We start from the raw sequence: 22,307 nt of genomic DNA, 5'->3' as shown, positions 1-22,307 counted from the left end.
TTGTGTCGCGAAAGGGCTGCGCAGCAGCCCTGGGATTTCTGCTTCAACGCTGAAATTGCCGGGGCCGCTTTGCGGCCCTTTCGCGGCACAAGGCCGCTCCTATTAATGGACTGCGCAAGCTTCAAGCCCGGAACTGACCGAGACTGGCACGCAACTGGGCCGCCAGATCATCCAGCACCTTGCTGCTGGCCGTGGTCTGCATCACCACCTCGGCCGAGCGTTCGGCCTGGGCATGGATGTTCTCCACCCTCCCCCTCACCGCCTGGGCGCCATGGGCTTGCTGCTCAGCAGCACGGGTGGCCAGGCCGATGGCCGCATGCACCTGCTCCACGGCCGCCTGCACCGATTGCTGACGACGCTCGTTGTCACGCAGCACCAACAACCCTTCACTGGCCTTGAGCCCGGCCTGGCTGATGGTCGCCACCGCTTCCTTGGCACCTTTCTGCAGCGCGGCAATGTGCGCCTGAATGTCGCCGGTAGAGCTCTGGGTCTTGCTCGCCAGCGCCCGTACCTCATCGGCCACTACGGCAAACCCACGACCAGTCTCGCCAGCGCGTGCGGCTTCGATTGCGGCGTTGAGCGCCAGCAGGTTGGTCTGTTCGGCAATGCCATGGATGACGGTCAGCACCACTTCGATCTGTTCACTTTGCTTGGCCAAGCGCTCGATCACCTGCGAGCCGGTCTCCACCTGCCCGGCCAGGTTCTCGATCAGGCTCGCCAGTTGCGTCGAGGAACGGCTGTTCTCATCGGTCGCCTGGCGAATGTCCACTACCTGCTGCAACGCTGCCTGCATGGCATGGCTTTCAGCCTGGGCCTCATCAGCCATGCTCGACAGGTCGCGCAGGCTGGCGGCCACTTCATCACGCTGCAACGCCGCTGCGGCATCGGCACCGGCGTTGCGCTGGGCCATGGCACCGATCTCGACCCCGGTACGCTGGGCCACTTCGCCAGCCTCGCGGACGATGGGCTGCAACTTGTCGACGAAGCGGTTGACCGCCGAAGCCATGTCGCCGATCTCGTCGCGGCTGTCGAGGGTCACGCGCTTGGTCAGGTCGCCTTCGCCAGCGGCAAGGTCGTTGAGCGCGGCGATCAGCAGGCGCAGCTTGCTGAGCACGCGGCGGCCTAGCACTACGGCGACCACCAGAAGAACACCCAGGCCAACCACCACCAGGCCCAGGCCAATCCGCCAGCGCAGTTCGGCAGCCGCATCGCGCACGGTCTGTGCCGTGTTGGCCTGCATAGCGGTGGCGCTGGCCTGTGCGGTCTCCAGGCGCTCGCGCAGGGCCTTGCCACTGTCGGCGGCCGCCGCGCCCAGGCTATCGCCAACCAGCTGCTCACCGCTGGCGATCAGGGCGCTGAAGCGCTGGTCGAGGGCCTTGAGCGCTTGGTCAACGCCGGCCGTGGAAACCCCCATCAGGACTTTGCCGATCTCGGCACCATTGGGGTTGATCGACGCTTCGACGAAGTACACCGACGGGTCGCGACGCGCGGCGTCGAGCACCTTGTCCAGCGCCCGCTCGCCCTGCCCCTTCTCGATCAGCGCCTGGTTGATCGGGTTCTGCCGGTTCAAGTAGCGGGTCAGGTGCTGGCCCTGGGCATCGTCATAGATCACGAACAGCACGTTGGGGTTGCGCTGGGCCCGACGGGCGAAGTCGGAGAGCATCGGTACATCGTTGTCCCAGATCGCCCGCGGGGCGACCGAAGCCAGCAGCTCGGCCATGTCGTTGGCCGAGTCCTTGAGATTTTTCTCCAGGGTGGCGCGCAACTGCTGCTGTTCATCCTGCAGCCGGGTGGACAGGCCCGCACTCAGACGCTGGCGGGTGCTGCTGGAAAGACTATCAAGGCCCCCGCGCACGTCCTGCCCGGCCTGCTCCAGCTCACCAGCGAGCTGGCGGCTGTCTTTGCCCAGGCGCTCACCCAGGTCAGCCTCCAAGGCCGTCACGGTGCTACGGGTCAGCGCAACAGCAACCAGCACCTGCACCAAAAGGGCGATACCAAGGGCAACAAACACAGGCCGCAATAGGCGGCTTCGTAACAGTGAAAGGATGGCAGACACGGTGTAACCCTCGTGTTTTCTGGCGCCACTATTTTGATGGCATCTACAGAAACTTCTTACAGCAAGGGTTGTGCCGTACACAGCAGGGATAAGCGCCAAGGTCTAGCAACCAAGCCTGCGCCACAAATGAAAACGCCGCGATCCTTTTCAGGACCGCGGCGTCAGATCAGCCTGGAGGGCAGATCAGGCGAACGGATGACGCAGGACGATGGTCTCGTTGCGGTCCGGGCCGGTCGAAATGATGTCGATCGGCGCGCCTACCAGCTCTTCGATACGCTTGATGTAGTCACGCGCAGCTTGCGGCAGCTCTTCCAGGGTTTTCACGCCCAGGGTCGACTCGCTCCAGCCTGGCATCTCTTCGTACACCGGCTCCAGGCCGATGTAGCTGTCGGCATCGGAAGGGGCGTCGATGACGGCACCGTTCTCGTTCTTGTAGCCAACGCAGATGTTGATGGTTTCCAGGCCGTCCAGCACGTCCAGCTTGGTCAGGCAGATGCCCGAGATGCTGTTGACGTCGATGGCGCGACGCAGGATGACGGCATCGAACCAGCCGCAACGACGGGCACGGCCGGTGGTCGAACCGAACTCGTGGCCACGCTTGGCCAGCGTGGCGCCGGTTTCGTCGAACAGTTCGGTCGGGAATGGACCGGAACCCACGCGAGTGGTGTAGGCCTTGGTGATGCCCAGGATGTAGTCCAGGTACATCGGGCCAACGCCGGAACCGGTGGAGATGCCACCAGCGGTGGTGTTGGAGCTGGTGACGTACGGGTAGGTACCGTGGTCGATGTCCAGCAGCGAGCCCTGGGCGCCTTCGAACATGATGTCCTTGCCAGCGCGACGCAGGTTGTGCAGCTCGGCGGTGACGTCGAGCATCATCGGCTTGAGCTGTTCGGCGTAGGCCATGCACTCGTCCAGGGTCTGCTGGAAGTCGATGGCCGGCTCTTTGTAGTAGTTCACCAGCTGGAAGTTGTGGTAGTCCAGCAGCTCACCCAGCTTGGCGGCGAAACGCTCACGGTGGAACAGGTCGCCAACGCGCAGGCCGCGGCGTGCGACCTTGTCTTCGTAGGCTGGGCCAATGCCGCGGCCGGTGGTGCCGATCTTGGCTTCGCCACGGGCTTTTTCACGGGCCTGGTCCAGGGCCACGTGGTACGACAGGATCAGCGGCGCAGCCGGGGAGATGCGCAGGCGCTCGCGCACCGGTACGCCTTTCTCTTCCAGCTTGGTGATTTCACGCATCAAGGCGTCCGGAGCAACGACCACGCCGTTGCCGATCAGGCACTGTACGCCTTCACGCAGGATGCCCGAGGGAATCAGGTGCAGAACGGTTTTCTCACCGTTGATCACCAGGGTGTGGCCCGCGTTGTGGCCACCTTGGTAGCGCACTACGGCGGCAGCATGTTCGGTCAGCAGATCGACGATCTTGCCTTTGCCCTCATCACCCCACTGGGTGCCCAGGACGACGACATTCTTACCCATTACATTGGTCCTCATTCACGCAAACTTGGTTGCCGGCCTACTGCCGACGCAGAAACTCACTGGGCCAGCGGCAGAACCTGCCAGCGCCCGTCTTGCTGAATCAATTGCCGATCACAATCCGCCTCGAGAGCAGCACTCAACGGCTGGCCAGGCAGAGCCTGGACCACACGCTGGCCCTCGTTGCGCAACTGGCAGACCTGCTGCCAGAGGGCCGCGTCGCCACTGTCCGGCATCCAGATGCCGCCAGTTGGCAATACGACCTCCGCTCGCCCCAGTGTGACCAGGGTCTTCAAATCCGTGGAGAAACCGGTGGCCGGGCGTGCCCGGCCAAAGTCGGCGCCGATGTCGTCATAGCGGCCGCCCTGGGCGATCGATTGACCTTCGCCCGGCACGAACACGGCGAACACCACGCCGGTGTGGTAGTTGTAGCCGCGCAGCTCGCCGAGGTCGAAGTACAGCGGCAGGTCCGGGTAGCGCGACGCCAGGCGATCGGCGATCGCCAGCAGGTCGTCGAGCGCCGCCAGTACGCTGGCCGGGGCACGGCCCAGGCGCACACGGGCTTCGGCCAGTACTTCACGGCCACCGCACAGTTCGACCAGGGCGCGCAGCATGTTGCCCAGGTCCTTCGGCAGGTCGGCGGTCAGTGCCTGTACTTCGTCGACGGACTTGCGCTGCAAAGCGTCGAACAGCTGCTGCTCGACCGCGCCCGACAGGCCGGCGGCACGGGCCAGGCCGCGGTAGATACCGACATGGCCAAGGTCCATGTGCACATCTGGCACATCGGTCAGTTGCAGCGTGGCGAGCATCAGGCTGATGACCTCGACGTCGCTGCTCGGGCTGGCATCGCCGTACAGCTCGGCACCCAGCTGAATCGGGCTGCGCGAGGTGGACAGGGCACGCGGCTGGGCGTGCAGCACGCTGCCGGCGTAGCACAGGCGGCTCGGGCCTTCACGGCGCAGGGTGTGGGCGTCGATGCGCGCCACCTGCGGGGTGAAGTCGGCGCGGAAGCCCATCAGGCGGCCCGACTGCGGGTCGACCACCTTGAAGGTGCGCTGATCCAGGTCCTGGCCGGCGCCGGTGAGCAGCGACTCCAAGTACTCGATATGCGGGGTGACGACCAGCTCATAGCCCCAACTCTGGAACAGGTCCAACACCTGGCGGCGCGCGATCTCGATACGCGCAGCCTCAGGTGGCAGTACTTCCTCGATGCCATCTGGCAGCAGCCAGCGGTCTACCGTTGCCATTACGCCATTTCCCCTCTGGTCCGGGCGGCTTGCCAGCTGGCGAGCCGTCAGTAAAGCCGGTATCGCGCACAGCAGCGGGCAGCACTGATCCCAGCGCAGCCACCGTACCCGATACCCTCAAATTGCCTTGCGACCTGACCAAACCGTCAACTGGCGCTTTGCCAATCAACCTTGCAGACGCAAAAAAGCCGGGAAATTTCCCGGCTGCCTCATCATACACCCCTTTTCATTCAGGATGCACCCCGCCTGGTGTTTTAGCTGCCAGGCGGGGCGCTGCTGCATGAAGATCAGGGCCTGAGCATCACGGCTTGCTCTTGTCCAGGAAGCGGAAGAACTCGTTCTTCGCGTCCAGTACCAGCACGTCGTTCTTGCTCGAGAAGCTGTCGCGGTAAGCCTGCAGGCTACGGTAGAACGCGTAGAAATCGGCGTCCTGAGTGTAGGCCTTGGCGTAGATGGCGGCCGACTGGGCGTCGCCGTCACCGCGGGTCTCTTCCGCTTCGCGGTAGGCTTCGGCCAGCAGTACACGGCGCTGACGGTCGGCATCGGCGCGAATACCTTCGGCCAACTCGTTACCTTTGGCGCGGTGCTCGCGGGCTTCACGCTCACGCTCGGTGCTCATGCGGTCGAACACGCTGCGGTTGACTTCCTTCGGCAGGTCGATGGCCTTGACGCGCACGTCGACCACCTCGATACCCAGCTCCTTGCTGGCCATGCGGTTCAGCGATGCGGTGATGTCAGCCATCAGCGCGTCACGTTCACCGGAAACCACCTCGTGCAGGGTACGTTTACCGAACTGGTCACGCAGGCCGCTTTCCAGGCGACGCGACAGACGCTCGTCGGCGATCTGCTTCATGCCGGAAGTGGCGGTGTAGAAGCGCTCGGCATCCTTGACGCGCCACTTGGCGTAGGCGTCGACCATCACCGCTTTCTTCTCCAGGGTCAGGAACCGCTGGGTCGGGGCGTCGAGGGTCATCAGGCGTGCGTCGAACTTGCGTACCTGGTTCACGTACGGAATCTTCACGTGCAGGCCCGGCTGGACATCCGCCTGGACCACCTTACCAAAGCGCAGCAGTACCGCACGCTCGGTCTGGGACACGATGTAGAAGCTGTTCCAGGCCACAATGGCCAGAACCACGGCGGCGATCAGGGCGATCAGCGATCGGTTGCTCATCAGCGGCTCTCCCTAGTGCGCAGTGGCTGCTGTTGCTGTTGCAGGTCCTGCGCGGCACGCGCGGCCGCATCGTTGACCGAGGGGCTGACGCTGGTGCTTGGCGCGGAAGCGTTGCGGCTGCCTTCGACCATCTTGTCCAGCGGCAGGTAGAGCAGGTTGTTCTGCCCGTCCTTGGCCGTGACCAGGACCTTGCTGGTGTTGCTGTAGACCTCTTGCATGGTCTCCAGGTACAGGCGCTGACGGGTCACGTCAGGGGCCTTGCGGTACTCGGCGACCAGCTTGGTGAAGCGGTCGGCCTCACCCTTGGCGCGGGCGATGACTTCGTCGCGGTAACCGTTGGCGTCCTCGATGATGCGCTGGGCCTGACCGCGGGCTTCCGGCACCACGCCATTGGCGTAGGACTCGGCCTGGTTGCGGGCACGCTGCTCGTCTTCACGGGCGCGAATCACGTCGTCAAAGGCTTCCTGCACTTCACGCGGGGCTGCCGCGCTCTGTACGTTGACCTGGGTGACGGTGATACCGGTGCGGTAGTTGTCGAGGAAGCGCTGCAGGCGCTCGCGGATATCCACGGCCATCTGCTCACGACCCTCGGTCAGCACCTGGTCCATCGAGGTGGAACCCACCACGTGGCGCAGGGCACTGTCGGTCGCATGCTGCAAGCTGACCTCAGGCTGGTCGACGTTGAGCACGAAGTCCTGCAGGTTGCTGATCTTGTACTGGACGGTCAGCGGCACCTCGACGATGTTCTCGTCTTCGGTGAGCATCTGCCCCTGCTTGGTGTAGGCACGCTCGCGCGTGACGTTTTCCATGTACTTGCGATCGATTGGCGGGAAGTAGATGTTCAGGCCGGGACCGACCGTCTCATAGTACTTGCCGAAGCGCAGCACTACGGCTTGCTCCTGCTCGTCGACCACGTACACGGCGCTGTACAGCCAGATTGCAGCGAGCACCGCCAGGCCGATGCCCAGCAGGCCGTAGCCGCCACCCTTGCCGACATTGCGGTCACCGCCGCCACGTTTCTTGCCACTGCCGAACATGCCGTTCAGGCTGTCCTGCAGCTTGCGGAAGGCCTCGTCCAGATCCGGCGGACCCTTCTTGTCGCCACCACCGCCGCCACCGCGACGGCCGCCCCAGGGATCCTGATTGTTCGAGTTGCCACCCGGCTCGTTCCAAGCCATAGCGCTCTCCATCTGATAAAGCAAAGACGCGCCCACGGCGCGCCGTCCAATGCTACAGAATGCCTGCCACTGCTGCCCGGCGACCTCACCGGGCATTTATTGCAAAGTGTGTTGCTCGACAAACACTTGCGGCTCCATGCCCTCACGACTGACCAGGCGATTCAACTCGACCCTGGGCAGGCGAACACTCAGCAGGCTGCGCCCTTCTTCGTCATGCTCTTCACTTCGCACGGCACCCAGGGCAAAGAATTGCGCGCGCAAGCGGGCAAAACGCTGCTCCAGGCACAGGGTGCCGACAAACAGATCATCCCCCAACAACTCGGCAATCGCCTGGCCGACAAGCTCCAGGCCACGTCCATCTCGTGCCGACACCCAGACCCGCTGCGGCTTGCCATCGGCATCGCGCTGAATCTGCGGCTCGACATCTTCAAGCAGGTCGAGTTTGTTATAGACCTCGAGGATCGGCAAGCCTTCGGCACCGATCTCACCCAACACGGCCAGCACTTGCTCGATCTGCTCCATGCGCTCTGGCTCATGGGCATCGATCACATGCAGCAGCAGGTCCGAGTTGCTCGATTCTTCGAGCGTAGCCCGAAATGCCTCGACCAGCTTGTGCGGCAGGTGACGAATGAAGCCCACGGTGTCGGCCAGCACGATCGGGCCCAGGTCGGCCAGTTCGAGCCGGCGCAGGGTCGGGTCGAGCGTGGCGAACAACTGATCGGCCGCGTACACCTCGGATTCGGTCAGGGCATTGAACAGTGTGGACTTGCCGGCGTTGGTATAGCCGACCAACGAAACCGAAGGGATATCCGCGCGCTTGCGGCCACGACGGGCCTGCTCACGCTGGCTGCGCACCTTTTCCAGGCGCCCCTTGATCTGGCGGATGCGTACCCGCAGCAGACGGCGGTCGGTCTCCAGCTGGGTTTCACCCGGGCCGCGCAGGCCGATACCACCCTTCTGCCGCTCAAGGTGGGTCCAGCCGCGCACCAGCCGCGTGCTCATGTGGTCGAGCTGGGCCAGTTCGACCTGCAGCTTGCCTTCATGGGTACGCGCCCGCTGGGCGAAGATGTCGAGGATCAGCCCGGTACGGTCAAGCACACGACACTCGAAGACTCGCTCGAGGTTGCGCTCCTGACTGGGCGTGAGGGTGTGATTGAAAATCACCAGGTCTACCTGTTCGGCTTTGACCAGGTCGCGCAATTCCTCGACCTTGCCGCTGCCAATCAGGTATTTGGCCGTAGGCTGATGCCTGGCTACCGTGGCCAACGAGACGATGTCGGCTCCGGCCGACAGTGCCAGTTCCTGAAACTCCTGCGGGTCTTCGCGCGCCTCAGGGTTCTGACCTTCCAAGTGAACGAGCAGCGCCCGCTCACCACCACCGTGGCGCTCAAAGAACAATGCAGGCTCCTATCAGGCGTTGCCTGGCTCGCTGTCGCCGTGCTCGCCGTCGGTCGGGCTTGGCAGGCGGACCGGACGGGCCGGAACTACGGTCGAAATGGCGTGCTTGTAAACCATCTGGCTGACGGTGTTCTTCAGCAGTACCACGAACTGGTCGAAGGATTCGATCGAGCCCTGCAGCTTGATCCCGTTAACCAGATAGATCGATACCGGGACCTTTTCTTTTCTCAGTTGGTTCAAGTAAGGGTCTTGTAGCGAATGCCCTTTTGACATATGCCGCACTCCTGTAAGGATAAATAATTAGAAAATCAGAAAAATTGATAAGTCAGGCCGCCCCTTCGCAAGAATAGACGGCTATCAGCAGGGACTCAGCTCAATATGGAGACGGCCCCAAGGTATTTCAAGGTGCGGGACAGATTGTCGCAGGCCAGGCTGTCAAGCCAATGCACGTCAGGCCAGCCGCGCAACCAGGTGAACTGCCGCTTGGCCAGCTGTCGAGTGGCAATGATACCGCGTTCTCGCATCTCATTCTCAGTCAGCTTGCCGTCGAGGTAGTCCCAGACCTGTCGATAACCCACTGCCCGTATAGACGGCAGTCCGGCGTGCAAGTCACTTCTGGCTCGCAGCGATCGGACCTCGTCGACGAAGCCCTGTTCCAGCATCTGCGAAAATCGTAGCGCAATTCGCTTGTGCAAAATGTGACGATCCGCAGGCGCAATCGCCAAACTCGCGACAGTATAGGGCAAATGCCCGCCAGCGCCTGCGTCTGCGCCGCTACTTTCCGCGAATTGACGTTGCCGATGGGCTGTCATGCTCTCGCCACTCACCCGGTAGACTTCCAGCGCGCGGATCAGCCGCTGCGGGTCGTTGGGGTGAATGCGCGCCGCCGACTCCGGGTCAACCTCTGCCAGTTGCCGGTGCAATTCGGCCAGGCCCAGCGCCTCGGCCTGGGCCTCAAGCTCTGCGCGCACCGCCGCATCCGCCGCCGGCATGTCTGCCAGGCCCTCGATCAATGCCTTGTAATAAAGCATGGTGCCGCCGACCAGCAGCGGTATCTTGCCGCGCGCGGTGATATCGGCCATCGCTTCCAGGGCATCAGCGCGAAATTGCGCGGCCGAGTAGCTCTCGGCCGGGTCGCGGATATCGATGAGCCGGTGCGGGTAAGCCGCCAGAATCTCTTTGGAGGGCTTGGCCGAACCAATGTCCAGGCCGCGATACACCAGCGCCGAATCGACGCTGATCAGCTCGCAAGGCAGGACCTTGGTCAGCTCGATGGCGAGGTCGGTCTTGCCGGCCGCCGTCGGGCCCATGAGGAATATCGCAGGGGGTTTGCCGCTCATGTCATCGACCGCGCAGGAAGAGTTTGTCCAGGTCGTCCAGGCCCATCTGGGTCCAGGTCGGACGGCCGTGGTTGCACTGGCCGCTGCGCTCGGTGTTTTCCATGTCGCGCAGCAGGGCGTTCATCTCGGGAATGGCCAGGCGCCGGTTGGCGCGTACGGCGCCGTGGCAGGCCATGGTACCGAGCAGTTCGTTGAGGTGCGCCTGGATCCGGTCGCTGGTGCCATATTCCATCAGGTCGGCGAGCACGTCCTGGACCAGGCGGTTGGCCTCAGCCTGCTTGAGCAGTGCCGGAATCTGGCGGATCGCCAGCGTCTCTGGCCCCAGGCGCTGCAGCTCGAAGCCCAGGCGCTGGAACCACTGGCCGTGCTCCTCGGCGCAATCCGCCTCGCGCTGGCTCAGCGCCAGGGTTTCCGGCACCAGCAGCGGCTGGCCGCTGAGGCCTTCGCTGGCCATGGCCACCTTGAGGCGCTCGTACATGATGCGCTCGTGGGCCGCGTGCATGTCCACCAGCACCAGGCCGACGGCATTCTCGGCGAGGATGTAGATGCCCTTGAGCTGGGCCAGGGCATAACCCAGCGGCGGGATGTCGCCCTGGCTTTCCGGCAGCGCCGAAGGGGTGGGCGCCCCCTCGTTCAGCGGCTTGTAGAACTCGCGGTAGACCGCCTGGGACTCGGCAGCCGGCAACGGTTGCGAAGGGCGCGGGGTGTACTGGTACTGGTAGCCGGCGCCACTGCCGCCATTGGAAATGGAATGCTGCGGTTGTTCGAGCACTGGCGAGGCCAGGCGCATTTCACCCTGCGGGCCAAACTCACCGACCTGCTGGCCAGTCGGGCGAACCACTTCAGGCACGGCAGCAGGCGCCGCCAGCTGATCTTCCGGGCGCACATCAGCCAGCGCGCGGTGCAACGTGCCATAGAGGAAATCATGCACCGAGCGGCCTTCGCGGAAGCGCACTTCGTGCTTGGTCGGGTGGACGTTGACGTCGACGCCATTCGGCTCAAGCTCAAGGAACAGCACGAAGGTCGGGTGCCGGCCGTTGAACAGGACGTCGCGATAGGCCTGACGCACAGCGTGGGCGACCAGCTTGTCGCGCACTGCACGGCCATTGACGAAGAAGTACTGCAAGTCGGCCTGGCTGCGCGAGAAGGTCGGCAGGCCGACCCAGCCCCACAGCCTCAGGCCATTGCGCTCGACGTCGATTGGCAGCGCCTGCTCCATGAAGCCTGGGCCACAGATGGCGCCGACCCGCCGCGCACGGGCAGTTTCATCGTGAGCCTCATGCAGGCTGAGGATGCTCTTGCCGTTGTGGCGCAGGTGGAAGCCGACATCGAAGCGGGCCAGGGCCAGGCGACGGATGACTTCCTGCAGGTGATCGAATTCGGTCTTTTCGGCCTTGAGGAACTTGCGCCGGGCCGGGGTATTGAAGAACAGGTCGCGCACTTCCACCGACGTGCCGACCGGGTGCGCGGCAGGCTGCACGCGCGGGGTCATGTCACGGCCTTCAGTCTCGACCTGCCAGGCCTCGCCAGCGCTGGCAGTGCGCGAAGTCAGGGTCAGGCGCGCCACCGAGCTGATCGATGCCAGCGCCTCGCCCCGGAAGCCCAGGCTCAACACACCTTCAAGGTCTTCCAGCTCGCGAATCTTGCTGGTGGCGTGACGGGCCAGGGCCAGCGGCAGGTCATCGGCGGAAATGCCACTGCCATCGTCACGTACCCGCAGCAGCTTCACACCGCCCTGCTCGACTTCCACATCGATGCGCCGGGCCCCGGAGTCCAGGCTGTTTTCCAACAGTTCCTTGGCCACCGAAGCCGGGCGTTCAACCACCTCGCCGGCGGCAATCTGGTTAGCCAGCCGCGGGCTTAGCAGCTGGATGCGCGAACCACCACTCATTGCGAAGCCAGCGTGGTAGCGGGGATATCGAGGTGCTGGCCGACCTTCAGCTCATCGGTCTTGAGGCTGTTGCTGCTGCGCAGGCTGGCCACGCTGACCTGGTAGCGCACGGCGAGCATAGCCAGGGTTTCGCCCGGGCGCACGGTGTGCTCACGCGGGCCCTGGGCGATCTTGCCGCTGTCGCGCAGCCAGGCAACGTAGGTACCTGGCGGCGGGTTCTGCTGGAAGTACTGGCGCACGCCGGTATGAATCGAACGCGCCAATGCTTGCTGATGGCTGGCAGTGGCCAGCTTGGCGGCTTCGTTGTTGTTCGAGATGAACCCGGTTTCAACGAGGATCGACGGGATATCCGGCGACTTCAGTACCATGAAGCCCGCCTGTTCCACTCGCTGCTTGTGCAGCGACGTCACCCGCCCCATGTTGCCGAGCACCTTTTGCCCGACGTTCAGGCTGGAACTCAGCGTGGCGGTCATCGACAGGTCGAGCAGCACGCCCGCGAGCATGCGGTCCTTGTCGTCGAGGCTGACGTTACCGGCACCACCAATCAGGTCGGAACGGTTTTCCGTGTCGGCCAACCAGCGCGCAGTCTCGGACGTAGCACCACGGTCGGACAGGGCGAACACCGAGGCGCCAAAGGCAGCGCGCGACGGTGCGGCATCGGCGTGGATCGAGATGAACAGGTCGGCACCCTTCTTGCGAGCGATCTCGGTGCGCTTGCGCAGCGGGATGAAGTAGTCACCGGTACGGGTCAGCTCGGCGCGGTAACCCCTTTCGGTGTTGATCTGGCGCTGCAGCTCCTTGGCGATCTGCAGCACGATGTCTTTTTCGTGCTGGCCGCTCGAGCCGGATGCGCCCGGGTCTTCACCGCCATGGCCGGCGTCGATGGCGACCACGATGTCGCGCTTGCCACTGGGCACGGGCGGCAGCTTGATTGCAGGCTGGGCCGGGCTCACCGGTACGGCTGGCGTGGTTGCCGGGGTCGGCACTGGCGTGGGTGGCGGGGTCGGTGCCGTGGCAGCGACAGCATCGGCCTCCTGGTCGTACAGGTCGACCACCAGGCGGTTGCCGTACTGGGCATTGGGCGCCAGGGTAAAGCTCTTGGGCGTGACCGACTTCTTCAGGTCGACTACCACGCGCAGGTCGGTGGGGGTACGTTGGGCCGAGCGCACGCTGTTGATCGGCGTATTCGCGGTCGACACGTTCAATGGCGCGGCCAAAGTCGCGCCATTGATGTCGATCACCAGGCGATCGGGTGCACTGAGGGTGAAGACGCTATGCTGCACGGGGCCGGACAGGTCGAAGACCAACCGCGTGTTGTCCGGCGCGCGCCACAGGCGCACGCTCTTGACTTGAGTGACGGCCAGAGCGTCAACGGTCACCGCTGTCAGCAGCAATCCAACGACAGCGACCAGTGCGCGTATGCGCATACCTACCCCACTTACTGTTTATAGTGTTCGGCCAGTGCAGTGCACCAGGCCTCGCCGCGAGCCCCCTGCGGCGTAAGGTCAAGCGAGCGGCCGCCCGCTTGGGGGCTTATGGTAATGGTCAGGTCGGGCTTTGGCAAAACGCCCGCACCCTTTTGTGGCCATTCGAACAGACACAGCGGATCGCCCTCGAAATAGTCACGAATCCCCATGAACTCCAGCTCTTCCGGGTCGACCAGGCGATACAGGTCGAAATGGAAGGCGCGCACGTCACCGATTTCGTAGGGTTCTACCACGGTGAAAGTCGGACTTTTCACTGCACCAGTATGGCCCAGGCCACGGATCAGGCCACGCGAGAGCGTGGTCTTGCCCGCGCCCAGGTCGCCTTCGAGAAAAATCACGCCACGACCGCCGGTCACCTCGGCCAGTTTTGCGCCGAAATCGACCGTGGCCGCTTCATCGGCCAGAAACAGGGTTAAGCCAGACACGCAGAATGCTCCTCCAACAACTCACGAATGACCGGCGCCAGATCACTGGCTGCCAGGCCTCTACCTTTGACGCCAAGGCGCTCCCCTGCACAGGCATGCAGCCATACGCCCAGGCCTGCCGCGCTCCAGGCGTCCAGCCCCTGGGCCAGCAACGCCGCCAGCACGCCGGTCAGCACGTCACCCAGCCCTGCACCGGCCATCGCCGGATGGCCGCGCTCGCACAGCGCCAGCTGGCCGGTCGGGTCCGCCACCAGGGTACCGGCGCCCTTGAGCACGCAGACGCTGGCATAGCGGCGAGCCAGCTTGCGCGCCGCACCTGGGCGATCAGCCTGCACGGCCTCGGTGGATATGCCTAGCAGCCGAGCCGCCTCCCCCGGGTGCGGGGTGAGGATGCTGCCACTGGGCAGCGCCAGTGGCGTGCGTGCCAGCAGGTTCAGTGCGTCGGCATCCCACACCTGCGGGCGCTCGGCATTAGCCACCGCGGACAACAGGCTGCGGCCCCAGGCGGCCTGCCCCAGGCCGGGCCCCACCACCAGCACCGAGGCACGCTCCAGCACACCGATCACCTGATTGGCCGACTCGACCCCCAGGCACATGGCTTCCGGCATGCGCGCCAGCCCGGCCACGACGTGCTCCGGGCGTGTCGCCACGCTGACCAGCCCGGCACCGCAGCGCAGCGCAGCCTCGGCACTGAGCAGGACGGCGCCACCGGTGCCCAGGTCGCCACCGACGACCAGCACATGGCCAAAGTCGCCTTTATGGGCATGCGCGTGTCGTGCCGACAGGCGTGCAACGGTCACGCTGCTGATCAGTTGCGGGGCATTGCTGGGGTGTTTGGTCTGCGGCATGGGGTCAAAGGCTCCAATGTCTGGCAGAATTATACGCACCTGAGCCCGTATTGCCTGCCCATCCATGTCCGCTTGTACGCCTGACCTCGCCCAACTGGCCCAATCCATCAAGATCTGGGGCCAAGAACTCGGTTTTGCCCACGTCGGCATCGCCGGTGTCGACCTTGGCGAACACGAACAACACCTGCAAAGCTGGCTCGACGCCGGCTACCAGGGCGAAATGGAGTACCTCGGTGCCCATGGCAGCAAGCGCGCCCACCCCGACCAACTGATTCCCGGCACAGTACGCGTGGTGTCGCTGCGCATGGACTACTTGCCCGGCGACACGCAGATGGCGCATCGCCTGGCACAGCCGGAAAAGGCCTACGTGTCGCGCTACGCCCTGGGCCGCGACTACCACAAGCTGGTGCGCAAACGCGTGCAGTTCCTGGCGGACCGCATCCAGGAAGCGATCGGCCCGTTCGGCTACCGCGCCTTCGTCGACAGCGCCCCGGTACTGGAGAAGGCCCTTGCCGAGCAAGCCGGGCTGGGCTGGATCGGCAAGAATACCCTGCTGCTCAACCGCAAGGCCGGCAGCTACTTCTTCCTGGCCGAACTGTTCGTCGACCTGCCGCTGCCGGTGGACGAGGCGCATACCAGTGAACACTGCGGGCGCTGCCAGGCGTGCCTGGATATCTGCCCGACCCAGGCATTCATCGGGCCCTACGTGCTGGATGCGCGGCGCTGCATTTCCTACCTGACCATCGAATTGCGCGGGCCCATTCCGGTGGAGTTGCGTTCGATGATGGGCAATCGCGTGTTTGGTTGCGATGACTGCCAGATCGTCTGCCCGTGGAACCGCTTTGCCAATTACAGCCAGGAGCAGGACTTCCAGCCGCGGCATGGGCTGGAGAATGCCGAGCTGGCGGAGATGTTCCTGTGGGACGAGCGAACCTTCCTGCGCAAGACCGAGGGCGGGCCGTTGCGGCGTGCGGGGTATGAGCGGTTCTTGCGCAACCTGGCGGTGGGGTTGGGCAATGCGCCTTCGACGATCCCGGTGATCGAGGCATTGAAGGCCCGGCGGGAGGATGGATCGGAACTGGTGCGCGAGCATGTGGAGTGGGCGCTGGCCCGGCATGGCGCTGAATAGCCGGGGCCGCTGCGCGGCCCCAGAATTCACTGCTGGTCGTTGTAGTGGAACTTGGGCATTTCCCAATGGAAACGAATCGCCAGCAAGCGCACCAGAAAGCCACCGAACAAGGTCAGCAGCATCGCCTGCTCCGCGGGTAGCTTGAAGTACACGCAGCCCAGATAGAACCAAGCCGCCGCGAACGACACACTGGCATACAGCTCACGACGGAACACCAACGGGATGTCGTTACAGAAAATATCCCGCAGGATCCCGCCAAATACCCCAGTGATCACCCCGCTGATCGACGCCACCAGCATGCCCTGCCCCATCTCCAGCGCGGTCATGCAGCCAATCAGGGTAAACGCCACCAGACCCAAGGCATCCAGCACCAGGAACAGCGATCGCAAACGGCGCATCATCGGCGCAATGAAAATCGTCAACAGTGCGGCGAAGCTGGTCAACACCAGGTACTCCGGGTGCTTCACCCAGGTCAGCGGGTAGTGCCCCAGCAGCACGTCACGCACCGAGCCGCCGCCCAGGGCGGTCACGCAGGCGATCAGCACAACACCAAACCAGTCCATGCCACGGCGCCCGGCGGACAGGGCACCGGTCATGGCTTCGGCGGTAATGGCGATCAGGTAAAGCATCAACAACATGGCGCAGGTCCGAGCGGGAAAGGCGCGCAGTCTAACCAGTTGCCTGAGGCACCAAAAGAGGGCGCCAGCACAATATCTGCGCCCCTTCGGCTCATACCTTGATGAAATGCTCGCGGTAGTGACGCAGTTCGGCGATCGACTCGCGGATATCGTCCAGCGCCAGGTGGGTGCTGCCCTTCTTGAAGCTGTCACGCACATCCGGTGCCCAGCGCGCGGCCAGTTCCTTCAGAGTGGAGACATCGAGGTTGCGATAGTGGAAGTAGTTTTCCAGGCCGCGCATGTGCCGGTAGAGGAAGCGGCGATCCTGGCAGATGCTGTTGCCGCAGATCGGCGACTTGCCTTTCGGCACCCACTGCTCAAGGAAGGCGATGGTCTGCGCTTCGGCTTCGGCCATGCTGATCTTGCTGTCACGCACGCGCTGGGTCAGGCCCGACGCACCATGGGTGCGGGTGTTCCACTCGTCCATGCGCGCCAGCACTTCGTCACTGTGATGGATGGCGATTACCGGGCCTTCGGCCAGGGTGTTCAGCTCGCTGTCGGTGACGATGGTGGCCATCTCGATGATGACGTCGTGGTCCGGGTCCAGGCCGGTCATTTCCAGATCGATCCAGATCAGGTTCTGTGGGTTCTGCATGAAGGGGCTCCTCGTATAGGCCGTCATATTAGCCTAGCGACGCCGGCCTGCGCATGCGCGGCGCAAAGGTAACCAGAATGGTCCATGAGCGGGCGTGCTAAACTGCCTGCCGTTTTCAACTTGCCCCACCTTGGAAGGTCCATGGCCAAACGCCAGCTCAATCGGCGCCAGAACTGGCGTATCGAAAAAATCCAGAACGAACGCGCCGCTCGCGCCGCCAAACGCGAGCAGCACGCGCTGCAAGAGCTGGAGGGCGGCGACCTGGGGCCGGAACAATTGGGCCTGGTGATCGCCCACTTCGGCGTGCAGGTCGAGGTAGAAGCTCAGGACGGCGAAGCCGCCGGCCAAGTGTTCCGCTGCCACCTGCGGGCCAACTTGCCGGCGCTGGTCACTGGCGACCGCGTGGTCTGGCGCGCCGGCAACCAGGGCATCGGCGTAATCGTCGCGCAGATGCCGCGCAGCACCGAGCTGTGCCGGCCGAACAACCACGGCCAGCTCAAGCCGGTGGCGGCTAACGTCGACCTGATCGTGATCGTCTTCGCCCCGGCGCCGGAGCCACACCCGAACCTGATCGACCGCTACCTGGTGGCCGCCGAGCACGCCGGCATCCGCCCGCTGCTGCTACTGAACAAGGCCGACCTGATCGACGACGAGAACGGCCCGGGCCTGCACGCGCTGCTCGAGGTCTACCGTGAGCTGGGCTACCCGCTGCTGGAAGTCTCCGCGCACCATGGCGGCGGCATGCAGCGCCTGCAGCAGATGCTCGACGGGCACATCAGCGTGTTCGTCGGCCAGTCGGGCGTGGGCAAGTCGTCGCTGGTCAACAGCCTGCTGCCAGATGCCGGCACCCGCGTCGGCGACCTGTCCGAATGGTCCGGGCAGGGCCAGCACACCACCACCACGGCACGCCTGTATCACTTCCCCAACGGCGGCGACCTGATCGACTCGCCGGGCATCCGCGAATTCGGCCTCGGCCATGTCAGCCGCGACGACGTGGAAGATGGCTTCATCGAGTTCCGCGACTTGTTCGGCACCTGCCGTTTCCGCGACTGCAAGCATGATCGCGAACCGGGATGCGCACTGCTCAAGGCCCTCGAAGAAGGCCGTATCAAGCCGCAACGGATGAACAGCTACCGCTCGATCATCGCCAGCCTGCCGGAAGACAGCTACTGATTTGTAGGAAATATTACCGGGGCGCGTAGGACGCCTCCGGTTTTCCTGCCATCTATTGCCCTGGCCGTCGCTTTCCCTGAAGGTCACGACTTCTATCAGGGAGGGCAACCGCGATGCCGGTTTTTATCAGCTACCGCCACGAAGAGCGGCTTGACGCCTTCATCCTCAACGAACGCCTGCTGCTCGAAGGCATCACCGCGCAGCTGGTGGAGTTTGCCAGCGACGGCCAGACCCACGACGATCTCTACGCCAGCGCCTGCCAGCAGATAAGCGATGCAACCCACTGGATTGGCCTGCTGCCCGCAGAAGCCGACCAGGACTGGTGGACCGCCTGGCTGCTGGGGGCTGCAGTGATGGCCAACCGGCGGGTCAGCTTCTATCGCAAAGGGGGCGGCGAACTACCCGCACACCTCGGCAAATGGCCGGTCATGCGCGAGAGAGTGCATATCGACCTGTTCGTGAGGGCGTATCACGATGAGCGCACATTCGAGCGGGCAATGGTGTTGCCAAATGGGAGCGGTACGTGTGCCGACCGGCACAACGCGGATTTCTTTCATGCAGATCTGAAGGCCAAGATCAGGCGGGGGTTTTGAGACTTTGGGGCCGCAAAGCGGCCCCGGCGTTTACTGATCCTTTTGCTCATCCATCTTCAAGGTCCCATCCTCGAAGATGTTCAGCTTCTGACGCAGCTCACGCGGCTGCATCGGCGCCTGGGCAGCGGCATCTCCCGCCGCCGGCGCGGCCGGAGCCGCCGCCCCAGGCGCTGCACCTGCTGGCGGAGCCGGCTGGGCGGGTGCCTCGGGAGCCCCCTGCTCACCCTCGATGTTGCGCTGCGCCTTCTTGGTCAGGACGATGATGTCGATGCGGCGGTTGACCGGGTTGAACGGGTTCTTGCGGTCGAACAGCGACGAAGAGGCATATCCCACCACCCGCGCCACCTGACCATCGGGATAACCGCCGGCAACCAAGGCTCGACGTGCAGCGTTGGCACGGTTGGCCGAGAGCTCCCAGTTACCGAAGTCGCCCGTACCGGAGTACGGTTTGGCATCGGTGTGGCCACTGATGCTGATCTTGTTCGGCACCGCCTTGATGGTGTCGGCCATGGCCAGCAGGATGTCTTCGAAATACGGCTGCAGGCGCGCACTGCCGATGTCGAACATCGGCCGGTTCTCGGCGTCCATGATCTGGATGCGCAGGCCGTCCTGGGTAATTTCAAACAGGATCTGGTCCTTGAACTTCTGCAGCTGCGGGTTTTCCTCGACCTTGTTCTGCAGTTCCTGCAACAGCAACTCGAGGCGCTCGCGCTCGACCTGTTCGGCCATGGTCTCGACCTGATCCTTGTCCAGCTGGATGCTGGTATCAGGTGTAGGTTCGGACTTCACTTCCGGGTTGATGGTCTTTTCCGGCGCCATCTGCGGCGAGCCACCCAGGTCGATGACGTAAGGCGTGCCACTTTCGGAAAAACCGATCGGGTCCTTGAAGTAGCCGGCAATGGCGATCTTCTGTTCAGGCGTGGCCGTGGAAAGCAGCCACAGCACCAGGAAGAACGCCATCATCGCCGTGGCGAAGTCGGCGAACGCGATCTTCCAGGCGCCGCCATGGTGCCCGCCACCGAAGCGCTTGACGCGCTTGATGATTATCGGCTGATTGTTCTCCATGACTCAGCGACCGCGAACCGCTTGTTCCAGCTCGGCAAAGCTTGGGCGATGCTTCGGATACAGCACCTTGCGCCCGAACTCGACGGCCAGCGAAGGCGGCATGCCGGAAGCCGAGGCCACCAGCGAGGCCTTGATCGATTCATAGAGGTTGAGCTCTTCCTTGGCATCGTGCTCAAGGCACTTGGCCAGCGGGCCGAAGAAACCATAGGCGGCGAGAATACCGAAGAAGGTACCGACCAGTGCCGCACCCACGTGCAGGCCGATCGACTTCTGGTCACCATCACCCAGCGATGCCATGGTCACCACGATACCCAGTACCGCCGCGACAATACCAAAGCCCGGCATGCCGTCGGCGATGCCACTGACGGCGTGAGACGGGTGCTCGAGCTCTTCTTTCATGCTCAGCAGTTCCATGTCGAACAGGCCTTCGAGCTCATGGGGTGCCATGTTGCCGGTGGACATGATGCGCAGGTAGTCGCAGATGAACGCGGTCATGCGCTCGTCGCCCAGCACCGCCGGGTACTTGGCGAAGATCGGGCTGGCGGCGGCGTCTTCGATGTCGCTCTCGATCGCCATCATGCCTTCGCGGCGGCTCTTGTTGAGGATTTCATACACCAGGCCCAGCACTTCCAGGTAGAAAGCATGGGAGAAGCGCGAGCCGAACATCTTCATCGACTTCTTGATTACATGCATGGTCATGTAACCCGGGTTGGCCTGCATGAAGGCGCCAAAGGCTGCACCGCCAATGATCAGCACTTCGAACGGCTGGATCAGCGCCGCGATCTTGCCGTGGGAGAGTACATATCCGCCGAGCACGCTCGCGAATACGACGATGATGCCGATAATTTTAGCCATAGGATCAAAGCACTTGCTGTCGTGGTCAGGGAGTGGGACGGGAGCTTTAAAACTCTTCTTCTACTTATCGGCAGAACTGCGCCAGACTATAGCCACTAAAAGCGAAAAGCCAGTTCGGACTGATGTCAAAATGCCAATGGAATCCAAGGTGCCCACTCAGAATCCGCGTACGGTAGAAGCCTGGGTCAAACTGCTAGACGGTATTCGTGTACCGGTCCCGAAGCAGAGTTATGACCGGGTCATGAGCGCCATCAACGACAACCGTCGCTCGTTGCGCGAGATTGCCGAACTGATGCAGGACAGCCCCGCCCTGGTATTGTCGGTGATGCGCGAGGCCAACCACCCTGCCAATGCCAGCCAGGCCGAACCGGCCGAAAGCCTGGAAATCGCCCTGAACCGCCTGGGCCTGGCGCGCAGCAGGGAACTGCTGATGCGCTTGCCTGCCGTGCCGGAAGACGACATTCCGCCGGTGCTGCGCCAGTTCCTGCTGATCAGCCAGCACGCCGCGCAACAAGCCAGCGGCCTGTTCGCCAGCCGCCTGGCGCGCCTGTGGCAGGAGATCCACTGGGGCAGCCTGCTGTTCCTCGCCCCGCTGTGGCCGCTGGCCCTGGCCCAGCCCAAGCTGCTGGACGCGTGGGAGCTGCGGGTCATTCACAAGGGCGAAACCGCAGCCGACGTGGAGCAGGAACTGTTCGGCGTGCGCATCTTCGCCCTGTGCCAGGCCATGGCCGAACACTGGCGCCTCCCCAAGTGGGTGACCCAAGGCTATCGCCTGCTGCTCGAAGAGCGCGACCAACTGGCGCTGGTGCTGAGCATCGCACGTGATGAAGACCCGCTCAGCCAGCAGCATCGCCTGGACGAGGCACCTGGCTTGCGCCGCTGGTTCAATGAGCCGGCCAATACCGTGCTGCTGGCCAACAACCTGGCCCTGGCGGCGCAAGTAGGCTGGGACAACCCGCACCTGCTGCGCTGGCAACTGCTGACCGCGCTGTACCTGCAGACCTCGCTTGAAGACGTGCAGCAGCAAGTTCACCAACAAGCAGCGGCCAGCGCCCGCCGCCACGCCCGCCATGCCCTGTTCCACCCCGCCGAGGCGCTGATCTGGCCCTGGGACCAGCGTCGCCCGCACCCGGACATGCTCACCCCGCCGCCGCCTTCCAGCGACGCCCTCGGGCGCTGGCGCAAGCTATGCCAGGAATTACTGACCCAACCCAGCCCGTTCACCAATGCCGTGCACCTGGCCACCCATGCGCGCGAAGCGCTGGAAGCCTGCGGGATGCAGCGCATCATGCTGCTGAGCCTGGACAAAGCCAGTGACTGCCTGCGCGTGCAGCAGATCGCCGGCCTGCCCAAGGAAGCAGGTGGCATCGCCCTGGAGATTGAGCAGAACAAGCTGCTGCAAAAGCTGATGAGCAAGGCCGGCCAACTGCGCCTGACGCCCGAGAACCACACCCAGTTCTCGGCGCTGCTGCCAGCCCCGCTGCGTGCACTGTTGCGCAGTGAACACCTGTTGCTGCGCTCGTTGGCCGTCGGCGACCAGGTATTGATGCTGGTCGTCGCCGATCAGGGCGGCAAGCCACTGGCCGATGTCAGCGTGCAGGCCTTCGGCAAGACTTCGCAATGTATCGAGCGTGCGCTGGCGGTGTTTGCCAAACGCGGCGCCTGAGCCTTGCGTTACAATCGCCCCTCTTTCCACACTGGAGAAC

At 63.8% G+C, this 22,307-nt stretch carries 20 protein-coding genes; 4 read left to right on the top strand and 16 right to left on the bottom strand.

Annotation, left to right across the window (positions count from 1 at the left end; genetic code table 11):
* Window positions 1–121: 121 nt before the first annotated feature.
* From ABE528_RS21255 to ABE528_RS21200, 12 genes are all read right to left on the bottom strand, one after another.
* Window positions 122–2,056: a methyl-accepting chemotaxis protein gene (locus ABE528_RS21255; protein ID WP_346653996.1), complete on the bottom strand. Its 1,935-nt coding sequence runs from the start codon at window positions 2,054–2,056 to the stop codon at window positions 122–124.
* Between the two features lie 183 nt (window positions 2,057–2,239).
* Window positions 2,240–3,532, bottom strand: coding sequence for an adenylosuccinate synthase (locus tag ABE528_RS21250; RefSeq protein WP_003249542.1), 1,293 nt, complete (start codon window positions 3,530–3,532; stop codon window positions 2,240–2,242).
* A gap of 56 nt (window positions 3,533–3,588) precedes the next feature.
* A complete protein-coding gene (locus ABE528_RS21245) occupies window positions 3,589–4,776 on the bottom strand; it encodes an ATP phosphoribosyltransferase regulatory subunit (protein ID WP_152958513.1) in 1,188 nt (395 codons plus the stop codon).
* A 301-nt stretch (window positions 4,777–5,077) separates the two neighbouring features.
* Window positions 5,078–5,947, bottom strand: a complete 870-nt coding sequence (gene hflC, locus ABE528_RS21240) for a protease modulator HflC (protein ID WP_152958515.1) — start codon at window positions 5,945–5,947, stop codon at window positions 5,078–5,080.
* Window positions 5,947–7,125, bottom strand: a complete 1,179-nt coding sequence (gene hflK / locus ABE528_RS21235; RefSeq protein ID WP_152958517.1) for an FtsH protease activity modulator HflK — start codon at window positions 7,123–7,125, stop codon at window positions 5,947–5,949. Before hflK ends, hflC begins: the two co-directional genes overlap by 1 nt.
* A 96-nt stretch (window positions 7,126–7,221) precedes the next feature.
* Window positions 7,222–8,523, bottom strand: a complete 1,302-nt coding sequence (gene hflX / locus ABE528_RS21230; RefSeq protein WP_060510652.1) for a ribosome rescue GTPase HflX — start codon at window positions 8,521–8,523, stop codon at window positions 7,222–7,224.
* A gap of 12 nt (window positions 8,524–8,535) precedes the next feature.
* Window positions 8,536–8,796, bottom strand: a complete 261-nt coding sequence (gene hfq / locus ABE528_RS21225; protein ID WP_060510654.1) for an RNA chaperone Hfq — start codon at window positions 8,794–8,796, stop codon at window positions 8,536–8,538.
* 95 nt (window positions 8,797–8,891) lie between these two features.
* On the bottom strand, window positions 8,892–9,863 hold the full coding sequence (gene miaA, locus ABE528_RS21220; protein ID WP_152958520.1) for a tRNA (adenosine(37)-N6)-dimethylallyltransferase MiaA: 972 nt from the start codon (window positions 9,861–9,863) through the stop codon (window positions 8,892–8,894).
* A gap of 1 nt (window position 9,864) precedes the next feature.
* On the bottom strand, window positions 9,865–11,754 hold the full coding sequence (gene mutL, locus ABE528_RS21215; protein WP_152958522.1) for a DNA mismatch repair endonuclease MutL: 1,890 nt from the start codon (window positions 11,752–11,754) through the stop codon (window positions 9,865–9,867).
* Entirely contained in the window at window positions 11,751–13,181 is a 1,431-nt protein-coding gene (locus tag ABE528_RS21210; protein WP_152958524.1) for an N-acetylmuramoyl-L-alanine amidase, read from the bottom strand. Before ABE528_RS21210 ends, mutL begins: the two co-directional genes overlap by 4 nt.
* An 11-nt stretch (window positions 13,182–13,192) precedes the next feature.
* Entirely contained in the window at window positions 13,193–13,666 is a 474-nt protein-coding gene (gene tsaE, locus ABE528_RS21205) for a tRNA (adenosine(37)-N6)-threonylcarbamoyltransferase complex ATPase subunit type 1 TsaE (RefSeq protein ID WP_079229917.1), read from the bottom strand.
* Window positions 13,654–14,514 carry an NAD(P)H-hydrate dehydratase gene (locus ABE528_RS21200; RefSeq protein WP_346653995.1) on the bottom strand — a complete coding sequence of 287 codons (861 nt, stop codon included), beginning with the start codon at window positions 14,512–14,514 and terminating at the stop codon, window positions 13,654–13,656. Before ABE528_RS21200 ends, tsaE begins: the two co-directional genes overlap by 13 nt.
* 64 nt (window positions 14,515–14,578) lie before the next feature.
* Here ABE528_RS21200 and queG point away from each other — a divergent pair, with 64 nt between their 5' ends.
* Window positions 14,579–15,643, top strand: a complete 1,065-nt coding sequence (queG, locus tag ABE528_RS21195) for a tRNA epoxyqueuosine(34) reductase QueG (protein ID WP_346653994.1) — start codon at window positions 14,579–14,581, stop codon at window positions 15,641–15,643.
* Between the two features lie 26 nt (window positions 15,644–15,669).
* Here queG and ABE528_RS21190 read toward each other — a convergent pair whose 3' ends face one another.
* Window positions 15,670–16,281 (bottom strand): trimeric intracellular cation channel family protein, encoded by a 612-nt coding sequence (locus tag ABE528_RS21190; RefSeq protein ID WP_054887870.1) that lies wholly within the window; start codon window positions 16,279–16,281, stop codon window positions 15,670–15,672.
* Window positions 16,282–16,372: 91 nt separating this feature from the next.
* Complete coding sequence (gene orn / locus ABE528_RS21185) at window positions 16,373–16,915, bottom strand: oligoribonuclease (RefSeq protein ID WP_054887871.1); 543 nt, start codon at window positions 16,913–16,915, stop codon at window positions 16,373–16,375.
* A gap of 141 nt (window positions 16,916–17,056) precedes the next feature.
* Between orn and rsgA the strand changes: the two genes are divergently transcribed.
* Together rsgA and ABE528_RS21175 are read left to right on the top strand one after the other, a co-directional pair.
* On the top strand, window positions 17,057–18,088 hold the full coding sequence (gene rsgA, locus ABE528_RS21180) for a small ribosomal subunit biogenesis GTPase RsgA (protein WP_346653993.1): 1,032 nt from the start codon (window positions 17,057–17,059) through the stop codon (window positions 18,086–18,088).
* Between the two features lie 113 nt (window positions 18,089–18,201).
* A complete protein-coding gene (locus ABE528_RS21175; protein WP_346653992.1) occupies window positions 18,202–18,681 on the top strand; it encodes a molecular chaperone Tir in 480 nt (159 codons plus the stop codon).
* A 30-nt stretch (window positions 18,682–18,711) separates the two neighbouring features.
* Here the strand turns inward: ABE528_RS21175 and motB are convergent, their stop codons facing one another.
* On the bottom strand, window positions 18,712–19,746 hold the full coding sequence (motB, locus tag ABE528_RS21170; protein WP_152958537.1) for a flagellar motor protein MotB: 1,035 nt from the start codon (window positions 19,744–19,746) through the stop codon (window positions 18,712–18,714).
* Between the two features lie 3 nt (window positions 19,747–19,749).
* Complete coding sequence (motA, locus tag ABE528_RS21165) at window positions 19,750–20,601, bottom strand: flagellar motor stator protein MotA (protein ID WP_152958538.1); 852 nt, start codon at window positions 20,599–20,601, stop codon at window positions 19,750–19,752.
* Between the two features lie 130 nt (window positions 20,602–20,731).
* Here motA and ABE528_RS21160 point away from each other — a divergent pair, with 130 nt between their 5' ends.
* Complete coding sequence (locus ABE528_RS21160; protein WP_346653991.1) at window positions 20,732–22,267, top strand: HDOD domain-containing protein; 1,536 nt, start codon at window positions 20,732–20,734, stop codon at window positions 22,265–22,267.
* Window positions 22,268–22,307: the final 40 nt, after the last annotated feature.

It is taken from the genome of Pseudomonas sp. TWI628, assembly GCF_039673865.1.
Classification (GTDB): domain Bacteria; phylum Pseudomonadota; class Gammaproteobacteria; order Pseudomonadales; family Pseudomonadaceae; genus Aquipseudomonas.
Note: the sequence above shows the minus strand (reverse complement) of the source record. Positions and strands in the feature narration are given on the sequence as shown.